This window comes from Permianibacter aggregans, assembly GCF_009756665.1.
GTDB lineage: Bacteria > Pseudomonadota > Gammaproteobacteria > Enterobacterales > Permianibacteraceae > Permianibacter > Permianibacter aggregans.
Genome location: NZ_CP037953.1, coordinates 2,475,143 through 2,495,042 on the forward strand (window position 1 = coordinate 2,475,143; position 19,900 = coordinate 2,495,042).

A 19,900-nucleotide genomic window follows, 5' to 3' on the forward strand; every position below is an offset into this window, starting at 1 on the left:
GTTGTAGGTTCGAATTTATTCGAACACTGCATAAGATGACTCGTATACATTGCTAGGAATGACACTAATATTCCGCGTTGTATCAGTCATCCAACAGCGCTTTCAACGCCGCCAATCGGTCTTCGCGGACTTGTGCTTTCTGTTCTTCGCTCTGATTGCGCTGATCATCCCATTGCAGATCATCAACGGGTAACTCGGTCAAAAAGCGGCTCGGTTCGCAGTGCACCAGTTCGCCGTAACGCTTGCGGGTTTTGCACAGGCTGAACACCAGTGTTTCCTGCGCACGAGTAATGCCAACATACGCCAGACGTCGCTCTTCTTCGATATTGCCTTCCTCGATGCTGACATGGTGCGGCAATAACTCCTCTTCCATGCCGACCATGTAAACATGTGGGTATTCCAAACCTTTAGCGGCGTGTAAGGTCAGCATCTGCACTTCGTCGGCATTGCGATCCTCTTCGGCGCTGCGTTCCAGCATATCGCGCAACAACAGGCGATTGACTGCCTCTTCAAAATCACAAGGATCTTGAGGATGGTTGATATGGTTGCCGAGCCAGGACACCAAGTCTTGAACGTTTTGCCAACGACTTTGCGCGACTTTCGGACTTGATGCCTGCTCGTACAACCAGCCTTCGTAGCCAATCGCCTTCAGCAACTCATTGACCGCTTCCAGCGCATCGCCTTTGCGCGCCTGCTCAGCGTAACGGCGGATCAATTCGGCAAACTGACGTACTGCGGTCAAGCTGCGGCCATTCAGTTCGCTTTCGATACCAAGCTCGAGACTGCTCGGCAACAACGAACCATGACGACGCTGGGCGTAGGCGCCGAGTTTTTCAATCGTGACGGCGCCGATATCGCGACGCGGCACATTGACGATGCGCAAAAATGCGGCGTCATCGTCTTCGTTAACGAGCAAACGGAAATAGGCCAGCACATCCTTGATTTCGGCTTTGGCAAAAAACGACTGGCCGCCGGAGAGTTTGTAGGGAATGCGTTTTTCGATTAATGCCTTTTCAAACAAACGGGCCTGATGGTTGCCGCGAAACAAAATCGCAAACTGTTTCCAATTCAGGTTGAAGCGCATCTTGCGCATCATGATTTCATTGACGACTCGCTCCGCTTCGTCTTCGTCGTTCTTACAACTGAGCACGCGCAATGGTTCGCCGTAGGTTTTCTGTGACCACAACGATTTTTCGAACAAGTGCGGATTGTTGGCGATCAAGGTGTTGGCGCATTTCAGGATGCGGCCGAACGAGCGGTAGTTTTGCTCCAGCTTGATCACCTGCAGTTTCGGAAAGTCTTGTTGCAGGATGTTCAGGTTTTCCGGGTTGGCGCCACGCCAGGCATAAATCGATTGATCGTCATCGCCAACGACGGTAAACGCCGCTCGAGTGCCAGCCAGAAACTTCATCAACTCATACTGGGCGCCGTTGGTGTCCTGGTATTCGTCGATCAATAAATAACGAACCTTGTCCTGCCATTTCTCGCGGATGTCCAGGTTGTCGCGCAGGCAAGCGGCGGGCAGCAGAATCAAATCATCGAAATCGAGTGCATGACAGGCGCGCTGCGTGCGTTCGTAAGCGGCGTAAGCGGTCGCCGCCAATTGCTGATCTTTGTCTTTGGCAATCGCCATCGCCTGCTCCGGCGTCAGCAGCGCGTTTTTCCAGTTGGAGATTTCATGGCGCAGCGCAAACAACACTTGTTTGTCGAGCTGACCGAGGTTGCCGGCTTCACGCAGCATGGCCATCGAATCGTCTTCGTCGAGCAGCGTGAACGAGCGCTTCAACTGCAGTGCTTTATATTCCTGGCGGATGAAATTGAGGCCAAAGGTATGAAAGGTCGACACATTCAAGCGCACCGCTTCTTCGCCCATCAGCTTGCCGGCCCGCTCTTTCATTTCGCGTGCGGCTTTGTTGGTGAATGTGACGGCGTAAATGCTCTCCGGCGTGTAATAAAGCGAGCGCACCAGATGAGCGAGTTTGTGGGTGATCGCCAGGGTTTTACCGCTGCCAGCGCCGGCCAACACCAACAACGGTGTATGGACATGCTTGACGGCTTGGGATTGGGCGGGATTCAAAGACGACACAACACAGTACTCCGGATTACAGCGGCCGGCATTGTACTGGCTGGCAATGGATTTGTGCGGGGCCGGTGTCGCTTTCGCGGCTTATCACCTTGTGGCAGGCAAAAATAAAGCGGCGCTTTCGGCGCCGCTCGTAAGCTTGTTCAGGTGATTTTTATAAAGGTCCTTGCCATTCCCCGTTGGCAAACATCCGGGTGGCGCTGAACGTCATCCCGGCGCAACGGACACGTAAGGTGTCAGGTGCCAGCACCGATTCTTTGACCACCCTTACGGATAGCCAAGGCAACAATGAATGCGGCTTGAAACGGTAGGTCCCTGGTTGGCTTGGAATCGTTTTTTCCATGGTCACAATCTCCATCCTCCATGTGACTTTGTACTCCACCCTTGGTCCCAAGGGTGCTTAAGTGTAAGGCAAAATAGGTGCCATCACCTTCTATTGTCAGAAAAATTTACATTGCAAATCAATGAGATAGCAAGTTCTGTAAATCATCCTGACGGTATTTGTGCAACATCAAAACGCAAGTGCCTGTTGTAAGCGTTCCAGCCGTCTATAGCTCAGCGCCTCCAGCAAGTGTGAGCGCCCAATATTGTCACTTTGTGACAAATCGGCAATCGTCCGCGCCACACGCAGTATCCGGTGGCAGGCCCGGGCCGATAACCCCAGCTTGTCCAAGGCCGTTTCCAGCAACTGACGATCCGCGTCAGCGAGCGCACAATGCTGCTGGATTTCCTGCGGGCTCAGCTGGTGATTCAGGCGGCCGCGCTGCTGCTGACGGTCGCGCGCCATGTCCACTTTTTGCCGGACTTCGGCAGAACCCACTTCCTGCTGGCCACGCGGGTTCAGTAACTGCTCTTTCGGAACGGGAGGGACTTCAACGTGCATGTCGATGCGGTCCAGAAACGGACCGGACAACTTGTTCAGATAACGGCGCACTTCCAACGGTGTGCAACGGCAACGTTCCGGGTTACCGTAGTAACCGCAGGGGCAAGGATTCATCGCGGCAACGAGTTGAAAGCGAGCGGGAAACTCGGCTTGGCTCGCAGCGCGAGAAATGGTGACCCGGCCCGATTCTAGCGGCTCACGCAGTACTTCCAATACGTGGCGGTCAAATTCTGGCAACTCGTCTAAAAACAGCACGCCGTTATGGGCCAAGGAAATTTCGCCGGGCCGCGGATTGGCACTACCTGCGAATTACATCGCTAAATGGTAGGATTTCAAATGAACAACGGTCCAAAGTACAACGATGAATACAAATTTACGACATCGATATTTGGTAAATTTTCCAAATTTTACATCGTTAAACGATACTTTTCTGGTGAAAGAGGCTAATCCCATGTCTCGAGCCATCAAAGCAAATCATCTAACCGTTACGGGCGTGGTACAAAACCCGGCATTCCGAGTCACCAAAGGCGTTCCCTTTGAATCCAGCCTGGAGCGCGACCTCATAATCATGGCCCAGTGGCACCACGGGGTAAAACGGATAACAGCCCAGCCAGTCACAATCGAATTCAAAGATAAATTAGGGAAAGACCGGGTCTATACACCTGACTTGCTAGTTGAGTATTGCCCCCAGCCAGACCCGAGCTGGCCGCAAGCTGTCCTGTATGAAGTCAAATATCGCAAAGACTTGTGGGCCGATTGGAAACGACTGCGTCCCAAACTAAGCGCAGCTCGAAAGTGGGCACATGAACGGGGCTGGCACTTCAAAATCATGACTGAGGTCGAAATCCGGATTCCATATCTCGACAATATCATGTGGTTAAGGGGGTACCGAGATAATCATCTGCAAAGCCCAGCTGTAGCAATGATCGAGCAGTTTCTGAAGGTGATAGAAGAGGCCGATATCGAAACAGTTATTGCAGCATGTTCCAGAGACGAGAAAACAAAGGCAATTGTTCTTGGCGTGTTATGGACGATGTTGGCGCAAGGGTATCTGGGTACAGATCTACTTGAACCGTTAAGAATGGACAGCACAGTTTGGCTGAGACGACCGGAGTACGACAGAAAATGGCCTCGTTAACCCCTCTGTTTGGTTCATTAGAGCCAGGCGCAACGATATATGTAGAAGATCGTCGATATGTCCTCGTCACCTTACTGGATTTTCAAGATGCGTTAATACGTCATCCACAGTCCGGAAACGTCACGCGGGTACCCGTGAGGGATATTGCCTTCTTCCCGAAAGAGGAAGAAAAGAGACATATCCCCGAACTGTTGAATGTGCTTGATAAAAACTGGGAAGAGGCAAGTCGCCGCTTTGATTGCATTAAGCCACTTGTCGAGTTCGGAAAGAATGCGTCAATGGCAGAAATCAAGTCCCGTGCTGCTGAGGTGGACATTCCTTACACCACACTATATCGATGGATTCGGCAATATCGCGATACCGGCCAGATGGCTGGATTGCTCCGGCAGACACGAACGGATAAAGGTACAAAACGCCTATCAAATGAACAAGAAAAAATCGTTGAAGAGTCGATCAAGAAACACCGGATGACTGTGCAGCGAAAAAAAACATCCAAGGTAATTGAAGATGTGAAGAAAGTGTGTAGAGCAGCGGGATTAGCCGTTCCACACGCCAATACAATACGCGCTCGAGTTAATGATTTCTCGCTTCGCGAGGTGTATGAAGCTCAGTACGGTAAAAAGGCAGCGAGAGAGAAATATGATCTATATCGAGGAAAATATGATGAGGCTACATATCCTCTGAAAATCATACAAATAGACCACACTCCAATGGATATTTGTGTTGTCGATAGCCAATCACGAGAACCTATTGGCACGCCCTTTCTCACTATGGCCATCGATGTCTATAGTCGCATGGTATGCGGATTCTACATCTCTCTAGATGCACCAAGCGCTAACTCAGTCGGAATGTGCGTCTCTCATATGATGCTGCCAAAAGATGAGTTTTTAGCCAAACATAACATCTCGACCTCTTGGGACGTGTGGGGCAAACCAGATTGTATACATGTTGATAATGGTAAAGATTTCCGAAGTAATACATTGCAGCGAGCTTGCGAACAATATGGTATCGATCTCCAGTATCGTCCACTTGGACGACCTAATTTTGGAGGGCACATTGAAGCTTTACTTGGCACCATAATGAAGGAGTTGCACTCTCTACCAGGTACCAAGTTCTCCAACGTTGCGGAACGTGCCAACTATGACACCGAAGGACGGGCATGTCTGACCGTTCCTGAGTTAGAGAAATGGGTCACCCATTTCATTGTTGAGGTTTATCATCAACGGAAGCATTCCGCGCTTTATGGTTCTCCAGCACAAAAATTCAAAGATGGCATCTTCGGCACCGGAACTACACCTGGCCGAGGGGTGGCGACTCGTCCGCTAAATGAAGCGCAGCTTCGCTTGGACTTTCTGCCGGTCTTTTACCGTACCGTACAGGCCTACGGAATTTTGCTTGACCATATATTTTACTATCACGAGATTCTACAGCGATGGGTGGGGGAACAGAATCCAAGTCCCGCAGCTGTTGATGGAAAATTTGTAGTACGGCGGGATCCGAGAGACATCAGTGAGATCTATTTTTTTGATCCCTCCACGGGGCAATATCACCGTATTCCCTATCGAGATTTGTCTCACCCTGCTGTCAACATCTGGGAGTTCGAGGCGGCCCGCAAGTTCGCGATAGAACGAGGCGCCAAGCTTATCAATGAGGACATCATATTCTCCGCGTATGATGAGATGGAGCGAATAGTAGAGAACGCAAGGAAGCAAACTAAAAAAGTTCGACGTGACAATGAGCGTAAAGCAGAACATAAACGACAGCCAAGCATAAAAATGTTACTCAGTGATGAGTCAAAGGGCCATGAGAGAACACGAGAGCCTGAGCGAGAGACCAAACCACTATTAGACATCAAACCCTTTGATATAGATGAGTAAGCGAATATGGAATCACTTTACCCACATTTGTCACCTAAAACTGCTGCGGTCATGTCACAGGATAATGTTGCGAGAATTGCGTATGTGCGAGAGAAGCGATGGATTACGTACACAATGGCAAAGCAAGCTCTTGATCGTATGAAATGGTTGCTCGACGGACCGCCATCAAAGCGAAAGGTAAACATGATGATTATTGCTGAGACTAACAACGGCAAATCTCACTTGTTGGAGCGATTCTATGACCTACATCCAATTGACCCTGGCCGCGACGGAGGCCAAACAGTATCTCCCGTTCTACTCATCGAAATGCCTTCTGCCCCAGACGAAGGACGTATTTACGATGAAATTCTAAGTATGTTGAATGCTCCTTTTCGACACAGCGACCGCGTCTCAAAGAAAAAAGACTTGCTGTCGTACTATGTAAAGTTGCTCGGGGTAAGAATGCTGATGATCGATGAGTTCCAGCATATTGCAGTAGCCACGCCAAGGAGGCAACGTGAGTGCCTCAACACAATCAAGCTCATTGGTAGTCAACAAGAACTTACTATAGTTGGGGCCGGGGTAAAAGAAGCGCTGAACGTCATCAATAGTGATCCACAATTGGCCAATCGCTTTGAACCATTCTTCCTTTTGAAATGGACATATTCGGACGATTATCTGCGGTTGCTAGCCAGCTTTGAGAAGCTGCTGCCATTGAGACAGCAATCAGGATTAACTGATGAACGATTTGCAAAAGAACTGTTGGGGCTATCAGAAGGCCTAATTGGCGAGATGGCTACGCTCTTAGCAAGGGCAACTGAAGCCGCTATAAATGACGGTAAGGAGAGGCTGACTCTGGACTATGTAAAAAATGCGGTCTGGGCAACTCCCTCTGAAAGAAAGCGAGCCTTGGGGCGCTTCCACTAATTTCAAAGCGCTCCATCAGTTCCTTTCCTCATTATCCAAGCTTTGACGTCGACGTAGATACTGGACATGTAAAACACCTATCTCATGGCACTGAGGCTTCATATCGTTCATTTCGATATATCGACACATCGGTAATAGCCGTATCTAAGCAATTGCCGGTAATTGCTACTCCGCTACCAGATGAGCTTCTGACTTCATGGATGACGCGGCTAGCAATCATGAACCATTGCAAACTGCAGACGTTATGCTCGAGATACTTCTCATCTGGACCTTCGTTGTTAGCAAAAGATCTAGATAGATGCGCTTCAAATTTAGTGCTGTCGCGACTAGCATCGATTACCAACACTCCCATCTCCCGAGTGAAATTGACCACGTTACGTGAGCTGGAGGGAACAATTTTCCCACAGAGTAGTGTTAATTCTCCTTCTCGATTCTTCCTTCCCCTTGGCGTCTACCACCGACTACGGACCAGATTTGGACTGATGTGCTGTCCTGAATGCCTAGCCAATGATACAGCGCCATACTTTCGTCGCTCATGGCGTTTCTCTTTGTTAGGTATTTGCCCTATCCACAAGACTCCTCTCCATGATCACTGTCATCAGTGTGGTTTTAGCTATGCAATCGTTCGCACACTAATCGGGAATTCATTCCGGTTCAATCCTCAGTCAGTTTGCCTATGCAGCAAATGTGGTGCAGATGTCAGATTGGATACAACGTTAGGATGGTATGACGCAAGTGAACGAGAAAAGGAACTATTGATAGAAACAGCATGTAATCTTCGATTGTTGTTTGACGGTAAGTTGATGCCTTTAGTGCATGATGCCTGCTCCATGCGGTCGTTCATTGATGTGCTGGAGCGACTGTCACGTACAATGGTCTCCAAGCGCCATGGTGCAGGCGTTCACGTGTTGCAAAAGGCGGTTTATTCTGCAGCCGGGATTAACGCGCCCAATACCGCGACAGAGAATTTACTTGAACGCTTCTCGCCGGCTGTAAGAATGAAAGCAGTCGCCGCGGCATACTGGTTATTAAGTGACTGGCCCAGTAGGCTTGAGAGGATCGATCAGAAAACACCATTATGGAGTTCGGCTCTCATTCAGAATATTCATCGAATACCGTCATGGTATGGTGAGCCAATTTATCGCATCTGCTATCGCCCGCTAGCGTCCTCTCAAGCTAAGCGTGCTAAAGCAGTATGAAAAAGCGAAAAGCCGAATTGATTTCGAAAGCGCAGAATGCTTGGAAAGTTCTCTCGGAATGTATCGAAGAATAGCCGCAACCATGCTCGAAGAAAATATTGTTCCATCCTAGCTTTGTTCAGTACAGAGTTGCAAGGGCCTTGCTAAATCTCATAGTCTGTGCAGCCTGTCATTACAAAGTAAAACTTCATGATCTCATAAATCGACGAGTAAATGGCCTTGGCGATATGAGTCAGCACTAATCGCTGCGCAAAGGTTTCTTAAGTTCGGGGTATTTGAAGCGTAGGTAATCCATAAACTCATGGGAAATGTTAAACGCTCCCCAGAGTTCATCGCTATAGTTTGCAATCATGTGGAAAGGGTTCAAAAAATCGAGAATGAACGAAAAAGGAGTAAGGTATTGACCAAGTTCTATGTACTCGTGATTCCTTTTGTGTCGCTCCCACGAGGCGATGCGATGAATGTGCGTGTTTTCTTCGCCCGCAATGAATAGCAGCTCCTTTAATCTATCCCTGCGATCATGCCACTCTTGAGCTTGCATGATTAGGGCATCATCTATGTCGTCCCCTTTCATTTGGGTAAGCTGAATTTGACTGAAAAGTTTGGCATAAAACGGTACAAAGCCTGCCCAGTTGTTCGCAAAATTTATGACATCCCGGTCGTTACCGTGGTCGATGGCTTGTGCTACTTCGATTGATTCAACTAAACGCTGTCCGCTCTGCCGCATCTCGTGTTGAGCTTTAAGCATGTGAAGCTTTTCGGGAGGGTAAGAAGCGGTGTCCTTGTCGACTAACTTGTGACATGTTGGGCAAAGAAGAATAAGGTTGAAGTAGGAATTTCGCTCACTAATGTCGAGGATACTCTGCCCGCGTGGTCCATCTAGGCTTTCAGCAATGATATGTGCTGCCTCGCCTATTACGGCTGCTCTTCCGTTACTTGTGATTTGTGCAAGCCGTTGTCTACATAACGAGCAATTAGAGCCCGCATTGGCCCAAAGCATTTTTGTGTCCGGGAGTGAAACTTTCATTTTTGGCTAGACTAACTGCGATGGCTGTTTACTTAGGCAATTTACACTTTCTCATGCCCAAAGTAAGGAACAATACCAGCCTAAACCCTAATCGACTTCACCAAAGGTCGCAAGAGCCGAAGGTTTATCAAGTTGAACATAGCCGCTGGGTGATTCAGCTCCGCTGCAGCGCAACACTCTAGTTGGGCCGTAAAGAGCGACTTTTTGAAGCTTTGTCGATAGGACATCCCCTATAGCTTCAGTAGCAATCAACGTAGTTAATAGCTCATCACTTAGTTACTATTTGAACTCGGGCCAGGCGGCCGGCAAAGCAGAAATCGTATATTCACAGCCCACGTCAGTTTATAAGATTGAGTCTCGCGCGCTACCAGTCGCTATGGCATGCGTATTAAGGTTTGGATATCATCTATGTAGTTCACTCTCGTGGTGTAAATAGTGATGCATAGAACATGGATCGTCCTTTTAATATTGATACTTGTTTCTCTTGGGGCCACGGGGCATCGCGGTGGCTTGGACGCAAACGGTGGTCACTATGATCGCCAAACAAATAGTTATCATTGCCATCAAACCTCGTGTAACTCAGAAGATTCAGCGTCAGTTAGCTCCGATACTCCCGCCACACCATTATCACCAACAGCGACGCAATCAAAATCGCAATTGATTGCCACACTTCCCGAGTACGATCGGAAAGACTGGAATCATTGGATTGATGCTGACGGCAACTGCATCAACACTCGCCATGAGATTCTGATTAAGCAAGCAACTGGTGCAATCAATCGTTCACCAGATGGATGTTATGTCTCTAGCGGGACCTGGGTTGACCCATATAGCGGGAAAACATTTCACCGCACCAGCGAAATTGATGCAGACCATGTCATCCCTCTGAAATGGGCTCACGACCATGGAGGTCATGATTGGTCAGCATATGACAAGGAGCGTTTTGCAAACGATTTGGATAACTTGTTAGCCGTAAGCCAATCACTCAATAAAGCTAAAGGAGCGCAAGGTCCGGATCAGTGGTTGCCACCCAATCATCGCTTTCGATGCGAGTATCTGAGGTTGTGGCAGAAACTTTTAGCGAAATACCAAGCTCTGAAAATGACATCTGCGGAACAGCGAATCTTTGGGACACAGCTTTCAGCATGTAAATAGTTTTACACGCGCTGTGCGCGGCAGGCGGGAAGAACCGGTATGAAATGGCCAAGGATCACGGCGGTGGTACGACCATGCAGTTCCGTAATTCCTTTTGCGGTGTCCCAATCCTAGTCGAAACCAGTATTCGTATATCGCCCTCTCCTCTCAGCCGATTTGACCAAAAAGGGAAGGGGGACCACGCTCTCCCAGCAGCGCTTGCACAGGGACGTGGGATGGTGTCTCTGTGCGGTATATCTAAACGCAGCTGGAGCGGGCCATGGGAAGGTTCATCGTTATTAGTGTTGCGTTTTGTCTCACTCTCACAGGGCGCCGTCATTTCGAGTAGAAAGGCGAAACGGCGGCGAATACGATTCCGAAGTCGCTTGAAGTTGTGGTTGACGCGGTACAGTTCGCGATTGATCAGGCTGCTGATGAGGTCGAGAAGGAACAGCTTTGGCTCGCAACTGACCAGGAAATCAAGCACTGGGGCGAGGCGTGTAGGGGCGCCAAACTGGAAGCTATGGTCGCATGTCGAGCCCAGCTCGACGAAGCTGCGGTGCTATGCAGAAAGGGCTGTCCTTCGGGAGCATGTGGCCCGGCGGACGATGAAATCTGCCGCCGGTTTCTCTCCGGTGAAGATCGCGCCGCGGTGTGCGCCGACACGACGACGGCACCCACCGAGTGGTGCTCCTCTGTGGATAGGTGCTCCAAAGCCAAAGAGTTTCGCGACACAATGTGCAGAGGCGCAACTTCGTTGCAGGAGCCGGGTCTCAAGAGTGTGGAGCTTACCGTTGCCGTAACCAACACCAACATCGGAGTTGAATGGCTTTCAATTGGGTAAACCAGCAATTTCAGCTGAGCACAGCTGCTCTGTTCTATAGAACGGATGGCTATACCTGAGGTGAAGTGAAACATTCTATACGCGGTACGATATAGATGAAGTGGATTAGGGCGCAAGTACTGTTTCATCCATTCCTAGAAAACGTCAGTAACAATTGGATTTGGACAGACAAACAATAGACATAGATCTACCTTACTATTTTAATTGTAGCAGTGAACACGCAGGTGAAACTGGCACTGTCTGGTCTTAGACCGAAAGAACACTTTTGTCCGCACGGGAAGAAGGTATTGGTATGACGAAACTAACGTTGTCGGAGCGAAAACTTCGGTTCGCACAAATTAGACATGCCGATATTAAAAAGGCACTGGACCAGAACGAAGCGTTTCGAAAGAAAATTGGCATTACGGAAACGTCTGCTGCTGAACGCCAGCGTCGCGAGTTGGAAAACATGGATCGGCATGGTGGTGGTCTCGTTTGTCCGTATTGTCACCGGCGCATAAACGGCTAAATCGATCACGATGTGAATCAATGGATTCATAAGCACCACAGGTTAACAGCGTAGCGGAGGAAGGTCGCTATTGAAAAAAACAGGCCTGAAGTGGGACTATCTATTGTTTAGTGACCAACACGATCGAAAGTGAAACATCGCAAGCAGGTGTTATCTACGAAGGTTTAAGCACCTAAAGAGAGTGGACATGAAAAATACGATTGAGACTGATCGCGGAAAGGCTCGACGTGAAATCATGGTCGAGCAACCCACTTCTCAGGAAATGGGCATGACAGCCTTAGCGATGTTTCGGAGCCAAACCAGCTCTAGACAAGCCTGTATTGCCGCCACAAATCATGATATCTAACGTATGCACTTACCCCGACCTCCGCCAACAGATAATAAACACCTGATCGAGCTGAAGACCCTGGGTCTAAAAGGCGTGTTCTGGTCATCAGCCTATGCGACAAGAGAGAAAATCATTTATGTCGTTCTCGCAGCTCCCGCATTCGACAACATGTTGATCTGTGCTAGACATTTTGGTCCGCATAGAATTCGCGCTCTCATGAACGAAAAGCCGCGATTTTTACAGACTCGCGCTGGCCAGATTGCGGACAGAATACTCAGAAATATTGAAAGCGGATTTGAACTTGCCGCAGAACGTGCGGCAGATGTTGAAAGAGCACGCAACTCCTCTTATAAGGAGGATAGCAGTTCGAACTTGAGTCGACGGAGCCGCTCTGAAAACTCGGTAGCAGGGTGAGTCCTTGTCTATCATCTGTAGACGTTTTGAATTAATCTGATACTCGACGTGAACAACCGTTTTAGACAGGAAAGCTTTCTTTAAGAGCGATAAGCAGGCCGAATATTTTGCTTCGACCCTCCTCAGTGAATAGGAGCTCCTTCGGTTTTCTGGCCTCAATTAGCATATTCTCGGTGTCCAGCCACTGTTGATATTTATCCGCGCTACCGAAAACGGAGTGCCCCAGTGTCTCAAGCTGTTTTTCGTTGACTTGCTGATCCATCTTTTTGCCCCGGGTCATCAAGAGCCTCAATACACTCATTCATAGTTGGATGGGTGATGCTTGTCAAAGCAGGGGCGCCTTGGCAATGTTTGGTAAGCGAGACCGCGAGGTTCAATTGCATGTCCATCAAACAAGCAGTCGCCGAACAGCTCGCAAAGTTACCTGTGGGCCAGCCATTTGACGTGCAAAGTGTGCCTCTGTACACCCAAGCACGAAAATCGGTAAGCAGCGCGCTTTCCCAACTGGCGGTAGATGGAGTCGTCAGAAGACTGGCCAGAGACGTGTATTATCGGCCTGAACACAGTCGATTCGGTCCACTACCACCACGCGACAGCGATGTAATGGCTTTTGCCTTGCAGCAAACCGACGGATTTATTGTTGGGGCTGCCTACCTAAACAATCGAGGGCTGTCGACACAAGTCCCCACGGTAATTGAGATCGCATCAAGCAAAACGCGTCCCCGTGTTGTCACGTACGGAAAGCTGAAATTCAACGTGGTGAGAGCGATATGTGCTCCGGTCTATCCTGGTGACAAGCGCTTTTTGCAGATGTTGCACACGGTGGATCGGCTTCGTCGCCTTGAGGGCGCAGATCCCGACCACGTCGTAGTGCATTTCGTTGACGAAATTGCCGGCTTAGAGCGGGCGCAACGGGAACGCCTTGAGGTTCTCTCATTGCAAGCTCGACCAGGTGTGCGCGCTCTGATCGGTGCCATGTTGGAGAAAGGGGCCGGGCAATCTAGCGTTCGCCTAAGCCAGTCGATTAGCGCGGCATCCAATTACCTCACTCCGGTATCGATTCAGGTGCTACCTGATATGCGGAAATGGCAACTGAGAAGTACGCGTAAGGTCGTGTGAGCGGTTTGCTGCTGGCATCAAAGATCTGACCAACATGGGCTCTCAATTCCAATACGGGTTGCATCGGAGGTATTGTGGCCGTCAGTAATCACCTAGAAACAGACTAAGCTGAATAAGGTAGAAATCCAGATGCGTTCGATCGCCTTGCTTCAATTGTTCATGTGTTCAAGTTGGTGACATACAAATGGCAACCAACATTACCGACAGCGTTCAGAAAATTATGCAGCTGACCGAACTGACCGAGGGTGAGTTAGCCAGTGTGCTGAACATTGAGGATAAAGACTGTTTGCAAGACTCACCGAGTTCACGCTTGAGTGCTGATGCCATTAAAAGAATTGATTCGCTACTTGAAGCAGTGGAACTGCTTTCAAACAACGGCCTTGCAACACCGTTAAAGCTACGCCGCACCATTCGTGGAGGCCAACATTTCTTCCATCTAGTGCGAGATGGCGGTCATCCTATGGAGCTAGCGCAGCGGCTCATTGAGATTCACGAGACGGAACGCCAGGAAGAAATTCACTTGGCAAATTGTCGAGCCAGGATAAAGCGTAAGCCAGACTAAACGTTTTGGTGACGGTCCTTTTGGCATAACACAACGTCTATTTTTTCCATGTGTAAAAAAACCGAGCGGTACCCCACATACCATCCATCCAGTATGCGCATACGAACGAATGAGCCACTAGAAGGTTCCCCAGGGTGCTAGTTGGTTGTCGCGTTGTTCTGTTTTGGGCGGATAGCGATTTCCAGGCCCAACGCTGAGAGCATTTTGAAAAGCTGACGAATGGGCACGTTTTCTGGTTTTGTTTCCAGTAAAGAGACGGATTTCTGCAACAAACCCACAAGCGAACCGGCTTCTTGTTGAGTCATGCCGGCGTTTTTTCGAAAGCCTTTCAGTATCTTTCCGAGCTGTTCTGGGGTGCGGGCGGGATAGTCCATATTTCATACCTTACAAGGGATAAAGGCAAAATATACCGTAAGAGGTATAAATCACAAATATGCCTTTTAAGGTATAGAAATCCCAATTGTGAGTAGCCATAACAGGATTCGCTGCTGCCCCATGGTGTGTTCATCACGGGCCGGTCTCCTTAACGTACAGAAGAGGTTTTCTGTGGTAACCCTGTTAACTCTTTAACGGCTCGCGAACGGTCAGCCGCCAGCTTCTTCAGTGTGCGCGATCGCGATATCAAGATTTCGTTGTCAGTCTTCTGGGAAGAATATTGGATCACCGGTTGGCTCCAGCGATTGTGGACTCTTAATGGGAATAGCTTGCAGCTTGACTGAAAGGTGGGTCCGCATCAGATCGGCAAACACGTCGGTATCAGTCAGATTTGGGTCAAGCCATGCATCAAAATCTTTGGGTGTGAGGATCAGCGGAATGCTCTTGTCGTGAATTGCGCTGAATCGAGGATGCGGCCCGAGAGTGATAACGGTGAAAGAAGGCGTGGGATCTCAATGAAAGACCGAAAAAAATCTCAAAATTAAGCCGAATAGATGGCTGAATGAGAAGGATTCTTAAGGGCTTTTCTCATATTTTTCAGTTTCATACGACATTCCCCAAAATCCGACGATGCTCGAGCAAATCACCGCGGTCTGATCAGAATTTTATCTCTAAGAGTGTTGATTTGCATTTAAAACTGACCCAGGATTTGCACGCAAAATTGACCCACCCTGATGGTTCGATTATGGCGTAGATTTTGGTTTTCTGTCTCGTTTGTTTTCCTCTTGGTTGGTGGTCGAATGTTTTAATCGATAGCTATCATTGCCGGTTTCCACGATATGGCAGTGATGGGTCAGTCGATCCAATAGCGCTGTCGTCATCTTCTCGTCACCAAATACCGACGACCATTCGGCGAAGCTTAAGTTGGTGGTGATGATGAGGCTGGTGCGTTCATAGAGTTTGCTGATCAGATGGAACAATAAGGCACCGCCTGCCTGACTGAACGGCAAGTATCCGAGCTCATCGAGTATCACTAGATCGGTATGCAGCAGCCGATTGACGAGGCGTCCTTGTCGCCCTTGCTGCTTTTCCAGCTCCAGGGCGTTGACCAGTTCGATCGTGGACAGGAAGCGCACGCGCAGTCGGTGATGCTGGATCGCTTGCACACCGATAGCGGTGGCGAGATGGGTTTTACCGGTGCCTGGGCCGCCAACCAAGACGACGTTTTGCGCTTGTTTCAGGAACTCACAGCGGTGCAGGGTTTTGATTAACGCTTCATCGGCCTGGCTGTGGGCAAAGTCGAAGCCGGTTAGATCGCGATAGACCGGGAAGCGCGCGACTTTCATTTGGTATTGAATGGAGCGCACATCGCGTTCCGAGGATTCGGCTTTCAGCAGCATCTGCAATACCGGCAGCGCTTGCTGGTAGGCCGGTGCCGCTTGCTCGGCGAGCGTCGCCATCGCATCGGCCATGCCGTGCAGTTTTAACGATTTAAGAGTGTTGACGAGACCTTCACTGTTCATGGCGCAGGCTCCGCAGACGATCGTAACGGGCGGTGTTGGCCACCGGTTCGTTGACCAGCTTCAAGACTGCTGGAGGTTGCAACGGCGTTGGTCGCGGCGGTTGTTGCAAACGATGGAGGCAATTGAGCACATGCGCTTTTGACGGCTCACCGAGTTCCAGCGCGTGGCGGATGGCTTGCTCGACCAGTTGTTCATCGTGCAGCAGTACCAAGGCCAGGATGTCGGCCATTTCCCGGTCGCCGCCGAGGCGTTTGAGCAGTTTGTGTTGCAGCAAGCGGAAGCTCTCCGGCAAGCTCGTGAACGGCGCGCCGTTACGCAAGGCACCGGGTTTACGTTGCACCACGCTGAGGTAATGACGCCAATCGTAGATGGTGCGCCCGGGCGTGCTTTTCTCGCGATTGAACACCCGCACGTGTTCGGCAATTACCTGCGCTTCCGCGACGATGACCAAGCGCTCCGGATAAACGCGCAGACTGATGGGACGATTGGCGTAACTGGCCGGTACGCTGTAGCGGGTATGTTCATGGGTAATCAAACAGGTCGATGACACCCGTTTGCTTTCCTCAACAAAGCCATCGAAGGCGGCCGGTACCGGCATCATCTCACTTTGTTCATCGGCCTGGCACTCGGCTAACGAACGCGCCCGGTACTCAGGGTGCGCGGTTTCTTGCCACAAGCTTTGGCAACGTGCGGCCAACCAGTGATTCAGTTCGGCCAAAGACGAGAAGCTTGGTGCCTCATGCCAAAGCCGATGGCGAGCATCCAGCACGGCTTTTTCAACTTGGCCCTTTTCCCAACCGGAAGCGGGATTACAAAACTGCGGCTCAAACAAATAATGGCCAACCATCGCCTGAAAACGCTGATTGACTTGCCGCTGTTTGCCGCGACCAATCTTGTCGACGGCGGTTTTCATGTTGTCGTAAATGCCACGCCGTGGCACGCCACCAAAGGCCTGGAAGGCGTGATAATGAGCATCAAACAACATCTCATGGGCTTGCGTCAGGTAAGCGCGTAAGAAAAACGCCCGGCTGTAACTGAGCTTAAAGTGGGCGATTTGCAGTTTGGTGCTGACCCCGTTCAGCTTCACCCAGTCCTCACTCCAATCAAACTGGAATGCCTCACCGGGCGCAAACTGCAACGGCACGTAAACATGCTTGCCGGATACGCGCTTGGCGTCTTCTTGCGATTGGCGCCAGCGCCGGGCAAACGCCGCTACCCGATCATAAGAACCGGTATAACCCAGCGCGACCAAATCCCGATGCAGCTGACGCACCGTTCGTCGTTGCTTGCGATGTCGGCGCGATTCGCGGAACAGCCAACTGGTTAATGTCGGTTCGTAGTCATCCAGATTGTTGGGGCTTTTACGGGCCGGGTAGGCAGGCTCTACCACGTCACTGACCAGGTATTTGCGCACCGTATTGCGGGACAAGCCGGTGCGCCTGGCTATCTCCCGGATCGGCACTTCTTCACGGAAATGCCAGCGTCTGATCACACTCAATAAGGCCACGTCTATCACTCCTTCATTCCCCCGCAAACCCGTTGCGGAGCAGTGTTACACGTGGGTCAAATTTCGATGCAAATCGTGGAGTTTAGTGGGTCAGTTTTGGGTGCAAATCAACAGTTAGATATCTGGCGAAGTGCAAAAGCGGCTTTTTGTGATATGACTGATGGTATCGAGCAAGGTTTAGCGGAGCTAGAGTCTGTAGAGAAATTGGAAGATGCTGACAGGTTTCATCTCAATGAACTATTTGTGCAGATTTGTCATGACCTTCTACCTAATGAAGCATAACGATCCGCTCAAATTCGTTCCGGCCACAAAAGGCGCGGCCTCCACCGGACTCGCCAACGCTCGCCATTTAGCGGGGCGTTATGCATGCATTCAGTACTGATATTGGGGCGATAGATTGGAGATTCACTTAAGTACAGCTACTGTTAATTCTCACGAGAATCGAAGTGGTTCGATGAACCTAAGCTTTAACCCAATCGTTATATTTACGAGTTCATGGCCATTTCCTATAAGTCACTTGAAAAATATAAAGTGGGGCATCGAATCTGAAAAAATCGGATCGCATTCATTCGAGATTGAGATAAGTGTAGACTCTCCTTTTGATATCAAAGAGCATGGAAATTACGTTGAATTTCATTTAATGAAAAAAGGTGTCAAATTTCAGCATGATGATTATCCATGCAATTTAATATTCAGTGCGGTTTTAGATTCTCCGCATGACAGCCCAATCGAAATTGATAAGGTTTTCCCTGGGGTTGTAAAAGCAATATGGTCAAAGGGGGTGCAGTAAAATGCATAATGATGCGTTATATGGCAAAGAGATTATGAGCAAAATCATTGATCTCGCCACCAACAACGCATTGCTCTCCGGCCTCATACTTGCCGCGATTATCGGGATTGTTAGCTTGCTATGGCGCAAATATCAGGACCATCAAGACAGCGAAGCCATCTTCAATTTTCTTATTGCATCTGAGGCAGAGACACCTCATACCTTTCGCAGCACTGAAGCTATCGCAGCTAAAACCAAGCTCACGCAAAACAGGGTTGAGGAGCTATGCACCAAGCACAAGAAAATTCAGCGAAACTCTAAAGAAAAGCAGTCATGGAAACTAGTTGAGTGAGTGCCATATAACAATGCGCTCAACTGTCGCTCACTTCGTTCGCTGGGCAGTCAAAAGCTATGCTTTTGACTGTCCGTTAGCTTAATCATTGAATGTCTGCATTGGGTCGAAAGTAGACATGAATTTATCATCTGCTCTGAATATACTGGGTAGCCTGCGCTAGGCGTGTCGCTAATAAACAGCTAAACGCCGAATTCATCACGTCGTTTCAAATCCCGGGTCAGTTTAAAATGCAAATCAACACATTCTGTTAAAGAGGTCGACGAAATGAACCTCCAATGCGGAAGCTATACCATCCATCGTTTCCATCGACGAATGAACACACGCTCGCCCCATCTCAGAGACCGTCTTCTGTGGGAGCCAAGAGTGTAATACTTCAATGCGTCATGTTGGCACGCTTATGGTTGACTTGAGTGTACTGACCCAACGCCTTTCAGTTTGATGCGTTAATGAAAGTCCTCCCTTGTTTCTGTGCAGTCTCTACATATAGTCACTTTCTGAAGATCTGGTAACTTTCAGATCTGGTTCGAACGTCTACAGATGAATATTAAACTGGAAGCTCTGATTTGCTTCTCTCACTCTCCATAAGTTCGTATCTTTTTTTAGCTATAGAATCGATTACTTTGTCGTTTTTCTGACTGGCATCTTTTGACAAGTAGAAGACATGTTCCCACTGCGGTGGAACCTCCCGAACAATGACAGAGTATCCGGCGTCTGCTAACTTTCTAGCTAATGTCCCCGTTAAGAGTCTGGATATAGAAGCATTCCAATAGCGACCATGTGATTCGATAGATGATATGGCCTCTTCAAGAAAGTGCATCTCCACATACGCTTCTTTTTCTGCATCCGTCATGACGATAGCTCCCCAATCTCCAAATGTTTAGTATACGAACAGATTTGTCGTAAATCCGAGCCAAACCCCATCAATTATAGTCGGAGGGCGCGATTCTTTCGCTCAGATCGTCAAAAGGCCCAGACCTGAAAACATCTCAAACCAGCGAGGTACAAGCTTCCGTTTATCTAACAAATTTAACCAGTGCACGAATGGACTCACTAAGTAACAACCAGAGCCCTTCGTCTCTAACCCTCGCGGTTTGATTCCTTATGAACTGAACCATTGATACCGAGCCAGATAGCAGGCCGCGTGTCTTGCTAAGCGCCTCTTTGTATCCGAACGGGGTAAGGACGACTTGCTGAATCGGTAATCCCTTGTATGAACTGTTAAAACGCAAGTATCCTGTTTCCTGCAAGTATCGAACCCCATCAACTATGAGCAAATTACAGTGATGAAAATTGTTAGAGTCGAAAAATGGCAAGTCTCGCGGATAAAAATCGATGGGGTCTGGGTAGTGAAC

The 19,900-nt window shown here is 49.2% G+C and carries 21 protein-coding genes and 3 pseudogenes; 13 read left to right on the forward strand and 11 right to left on the reverse strand.

Features of this window, described 5'->3' with window-relative positions; translation table 11 throughout:
• Positions 1–82: 82 nt before the first annotated feature.
• The 4 genes and pseudogenes from rep to E2H98_RS19540 all read right to left on the reverse strand — a co-directional run.
• Positions 83–2,086: a DNA helicase Rep gene (gene rep / locus E2H98_RS10905; protein ID WP_198325101.1), complete on the reverse strand. Its 2,004-nt coding sequence runs from the start codon at positions 2,084–2,086 to the stop codon at positions 83–85.
• Positions 2,087–2,237: 151 nt separating this feature from the next.
• A complete protein-coding gene (locus tag E2H98_RS10910) occupies positions 2,238–2,426 on the reverse strand; it encodes a hypothetical protein (RefSeq protein ID WP_133589304.1) in 189 nt (62 codons plus the stop codon).
• Positions 2,427–2,594: 168 nt separating this feature from the next.
• A complete protein-coding gene (locus E2H98_RS19535) occupies positions 2,595–2,966 on the reverse strand; it encodes a magnesium chelatase subunit ChlI family protein (protein ID WP_280529068.1) in 372 nt (123 codons plus the stop codon).
• Positions 2,943–3,263: pseudogene (locus E2H98_RS19540) on the reverse strand (ATP-binding protein); the annotation flags it as partial. The pseudogene E2H98_RS19540 and the gene E2H98_RS19535, both read right to left, overlap by 24 nt.
• Before the next feature lie 154 nt (positions 3,264–3,417).
• Here E2H98_RS19540 and E2H98_RS10920 point away from each other — a divergent pair.
• The 5 genes and pseudogenes from E2H98_RS10920 (at position 3,418) to E2H98_RS19360 (ending at position 8,086) form a co-directional block, all read left to right on the forward strand.
• Complete coding sequence (locus E2H98_RS10920; RefSeq protein ID WP_162848157.1) at positions 3,418–4,104, forward strand: TnsA endonuclease N-terminal domain-containing protein; 687 nt, start codon at positions 3,418–3,420, stop codon at positions 4,102–4,104.
• Positions 4,092–5,981, forward strand: coding sequence for a Mu transposase C-terminal domain-containing protein (locus E2H98_RS10925; protein ID WP_133589298.1), 1,890 nt, complete (start codon positions 4,092–4,094; stop codon positions 5,979–5,981). Before E2H98_RS10920 ends, E2H98_RS10925 begins: the two co-directional genes overlap by 13 nt.
• Before the next feature lie 51 nt (positions 5,982–6,032).
• Positions 6,033–6,887 (forward strand): TniB family NTP-binding protein, encoded by an 855-nt coding sequence (locus E2H98_RS10930; RefSeq protein ID WP_269769309.1) that lies wholly within the window; start codon positions 6,033–6,035, stop codon positions 6,885–6,887.
• Positions 6,888–7,039: 152 nt separating this feature from the next.
• Positions 7,040–7,459, forward strand: a pseudogene (locus tag E2H98_RS19545) (TniQ family protein); the annotation flags it as partial.
• A gap of 132 nt (positions 7,460–7,591) precedes the next feature.
• Positions 7,592–8,086: a hypothetical protein gene (locus tag E2H98_RS19360; protein ID WP_232475408.1), complete on the forward strand. Its 495-nt coding sequence runs from the start codon at positions 7,592–7,594 to the stop codon at positions 8,084–8,086.
• Between the two features lie 238 nt (positions 8,087–8,324).
• Here E2H98_RS19360 and E2H98_RS10940 read toward each other — a convergent pair whose 3' ends face one another.
• Positions 8,325–9,086 carry an HNH endonuclease gene (locus E2H98_RS10940; RefSeq protein WP_157591352.1) on the reverse strand — a complete coding sequence of 254 codons (762 nt, stop codon included), beginning with the start codon at positions 9,084–9,086 and terminating at the stop codon, positions 8,325–8,327.
• Positions 9,087–9,551: 465 nt separating this feature from the next.
• Here E2H98_RS10940 and E2H98_RS10945 point away from each other — a divergent pair, with 465 nt between their 5' ends.
• The 3 genes from E2H98_RS10945 to E2H98_RS10955 all read left to right on the forward strand — a co-directional run bounded on the left by E2H98_RS10945 (position 9,552) and on the right by E2H98_RS10955 (position 11,942).
• Positions 9,552–10,265, forward strand: a complete 714-nt coding sequence (locus tag E2H98_RS10945) for a GmrSD restriction endonuclease domain-containing protein (RefSeq protein WP_133589290.1) — start codon at positions 9,552–9,554, stop codon at positions 10,263–10,265.
• 1,115 nt (positions 10,266–11,380) lie between these two features.
• A complete protein-coding gene (locus tag E2H98_RS10950) occupies positions 11,381–11,596 on the forward strand; it encodes a hypothetical protein (protein WP_133589288.1) in 216 nt (71 codons plus the stop codon).
• Positions 11,597–11,783: 187 nt separating this feature from the next.
• Positions 11,784–11,942, forward strand: coding sequence for a hypothetical protein (locus E2H98_RS10955; protein WP_157591353.1), 159 nt, complete (start codon positions 11,784–11,786; stop codon positions 11,940–11,942).
• A gap of 457 nt (positions 11,943–12,399) precedes the next feature.
• Here E2H98_RS10955 and E2H98_RS10960 read toward each other — a convergent pair whose 3' ends face one another.
• Complete coding sequence (locus E2H98_RS10960; protein ID WP_157591354.1) at positions 12,400–12,600, reverse strand: antitoxin Xre/MbcA/ParS toxin-binding domain-containing protein; 201 nt, start codon at positions 12,598–12,600, stop codon at positions 12,400–12,402.
• 119 nt (positions 12,601–12,719) lie between these two features.
• Between E2H98_RS10960 and E2H98_RS10965 the strand changes: the two genes are divergently transcribed.
• Complete coding sequence (locus E2H98_RS10965) at positions 12,720–13,457, forward strand: DUF6088 family protein (protein ID WP_133589284.1); 738 nt, start codon at positions 12,720–12,722, stop codon at positions 13,455–13,457.
• 184 nt (positions 13,458–13,641) lie between these two features.
• Positions 13,642–14,019: a hypothetical protein gene (locus E2H98_RS10970; protein ID WP_133589282.1), complete on the forward strand. Its 378-nt coding sequence runs from the start codon at positions 13,642–13,644 to the stop codon at positions 14,017–14,019.
• A gap of 137 nt (positions 14,020–14,156) precedes the next feature.
• Here E2H98_RS10970 and E2H98_RS10975 read toward each other — a convergent pair whose 3' ends face one another.
• The 4 genes and pseudogenes from E2H98_RS10975 to istA all read right to left on the reverse strand — a co-directional run bounded on the left by E2H98_RS10975 (position 14,157) and on the right by istA (position 17,433).
• Complete coding sequence (locus E2H98_RS10975; RefSeq protein WP_133589280.1) at positions 14,157–14,393, reverse strand: helix-turn-helix domain-containing protein; 237 nt, start codon at positions 14,391–14,393, stop codon at positions 14,157–14,159.
• A 261-nt stretch (positions 14,394–14,654) separates the two neighbouring features.
• A pseudogene (locus E2H98_RS10980) lies at positions 14,655–14,888 on the reverse strand (SOS response-associated peptidase family protein); the annotation flags it as partial.
• A gap of 249 nt (positions 14,889–15,137) precedes the next feature.
• A complete protein-coding gene (istB, locus tag E2H98_RS10985; RefSeq protein ID WP_133593992.1) occupies positions 15,138–15,917 on the reverse strand; it encodes an IS21-like element helper ATPase IstB in 780 nt (259 codons plus the stop codon).
• A complete protein-coding gene (gene istA, locus E2H98_RS10990) occupies positions 15,907–17,433 on the reverse strand; it encodes an IS21 family transposase (protein ID WP_425325201.1) in 1,527 nt (508 codons plus the stop codon). The genes istB and istA overlap by 11 nt, the downstream gene beginning before the upstream one ends.
• Positions 17,434–17,475: 42 nt before the next feature.
• Between istA and E2H98_RS10995 the strand changes: the two genes are divergently transcribed.
• The 3 genes from E2H98_RS10995 (at position 17,476) to E2H98_RS11005 (ending at position 18,545) form a co-directional block, all read left to right on the forward strand.
• Positions 17,476–17,706 carry a hypothetical protein gene (locus E2H98_RS10995; RefSeq protein ID WP_133590995.1) on the forward strand — a complete coding sequence of 77 codons (231 nt, stop codon included), beginning with the start codon at positions 17,476–17,478 and terminating at the stop codon, positions 17,704–17,706.
• 172 nt (positions 17,707–17,878) lie between these two features.
• Positions 17,879–18,214: a hypothetical protein gene (locus E2H98_RS11000; protein WP_133590997.1), complete on the forward strand. Its 336-nt coding sequence runs from the start codon at positions 17,879–17,881 to the stop codon at positions 18,212–18,214.
• 1 nt (position 18,215) lies between these two features.
• Complete coding sequence (locus E2H98_RS11005; RefSeq protein WP_133590999.1) at positions 18,216–18,545, forward strand: hypothetical protein; 330 nt, start codon at positions 18,216–18,218, stop codon at positions 18,543–18,545.
• A 547-nt stretch (positions 18,546–19,092) separates the two neighbouring features.
• Here the strand turns inward: E2H98_RS11005 and E2H98_RS11010 are convergent.
• Positions 19,093–19,398 carry a hypothetical protein gene (locus E2H98_RS11010; protein WP_133591001.1) on the reverse strand — a complete coding sequence of 102 codons (306 nt, stop codon included), beginning with the start codon at positions 19,396–19,398 and terminating at the stop codon, positions 19,093–19,095.
• Positions 19,399–19,900: the final 502 nt, after the last annotated feature.